Below are 1,605 nucleotides of genomic sequence, written 5' to 3'. Positions count from 1 at the left end.
ACACCATGGCGACCTATGATGCGGCGGTACAAAAGCAACGTAAATTGATGCCTGCGCCCGAGGCTCCCGGGCAACTTGACTTCATGCAGTACGCACTCCCTGTCATCGGTCCCCTCAATGTGCTGCGGGCAGGACGGTCTGCTGCCCATGCCGACGTCATTGCCTCCGCTGCCCGCAAGCAGGTGAGTAAAGCTGATCTGGATGAAATGGGGCTAAAAGTCCTGATCGCCAAACTCTACACCCAGGATCCTGAATCGGAGAAGTGCCGTGAAATTTATATTCACAGCAAGTTGATGATCATTGATGACGTGTTTGTAACGCTAGGCAGCGCCAATATGAATTTGCGCAGCATGGCGGTGGATAGCGAAATCAATATCAATTGTGTACATCATAATTTCGCGAAAGATGCGCGGAGGCGGGTGTGGGGAAATCTGGCGGGGGAGGATTTGGATGGAGGGGATGGGAGTCCATTGAGTATTCAGGATACCCATGAAAAATGGATTAAAAAAATGGTGCGAAACGGAGCAATTGTTCAAGGTATGAGAGGCCGCATTAACGACTTCATCGTCACTTACTCTGACCCTCGGGGCACTAGTCCAATTAACGTTCGTCTGGCCAAAGTCCCTGCTGCGGGCGATAACGAGGCCACTGCATGACAGGAACCTTGATGCCTGAAATACCCAGCGCATCGCGCATCGCCCAAAACGCGACCCGTCGGCTTTTTTGCCGCTGGTCACTCCCGCTTCTCTTCTGTATGTTACTTTCGCAAACGGCCTGCTCCATGGATAATAATCTTCCCCGCAATCTGATTCCCCCATTGTTTTTTCCACACCGCACGGAATTCATCTGCAAGCATGAGCTGGCAGTAACGCCAGCCTTTGACCCCGAAGCCGAACAGTGGTTTCAGCAGGCGCTGGCGCTTGATACGCCCGATCTCTGGAAGGATGATCGCGACTGGCCGCAGATCCTTGCGCTGTACACCAAGGCAGCCGAACGCAAGCACTGGAAAGCGATGAACAATCTGGCGACGTTATATCAGACCGGCGTATGGGGGTTGGCGGAACCGGATGATATATTAGTCCCGCGTAACGCCCGTGCGGCGATGGCATTGACGGAGGAAGCCATGCGGATGGGCATACCGATGGCCTATGCAGTCATGGGCAACTATTACGCCGACAATTTTATTGTGGAGCAGGACGCGACTAACGCATGGGCATTCTGGCAACAAGCGGCTGAGATGGGTAGTAGTTATGCGCAATTTACTATTGGGCGCAGTTTGAATACCGGCTACGACGACCCGGAACGGAATCGGTGGGGCAATATTCCGATTGCACTCAATATGCTCGAATGTGCCTTTTCTCAGGGGAATAGTGATGCGGCAGAGGCTCTGGGGATCGATGCTGAAGTTATGCAACATGACAAGCCACGTGCGCTTCATTATCTCCATGAAGGAGTGAAGTTCGGCGGCGGACGAGCAGCAAGCTTTTTGCGTATTGAGTTTGAGTCCGTTGACGGTCTTGCACCCAATGGTATCGACCCGTCACGCTCTGCTCGTTATCAGGTGTTTAGCGATGCTCTCGGCCGCAATCGTGATCTCCGCTTTCC

At 53.1% G+C, this 1,605-nt stretch carries 2 protein-coding genes; both read left to right on the top strand.

Annotated elements, in window-relative coordinates:
* The coding region (locus tag HAV38_RS22045) for a phospholipase D-like domain-containing protein (RefSeq protein ID WP_245182508.1) at positions 1-656 on the top strand (656 nt) is incomplete at its 5' end.
* A 125-nt stretch (positions 657-781) separates the two neighbouring features.
* Positions 782-1,605 (top strand): tetratricopeptide repeat protein (locus HAV38_RS21550; RefSeq protein WP_168057491.1); only part of this gene is annotated, 824 nt, incomplete at its 3' end.

Source organism: Glaciimonas immobilis, from assembly GCF_011947285.1.
Taxonomy (GTDB): Bacteria; Pseudomonadota; Gammaproteobacteria; order Burkholderiales; family Burkholderiaceae_D; genus Glaciimonas; species Glaciimonas immobilis.
The sequence above is the reverse complement of the archived record's forward strand: the minus strand, read 5'-3'. Positions and strand labels throughout refer to the sequence as shown.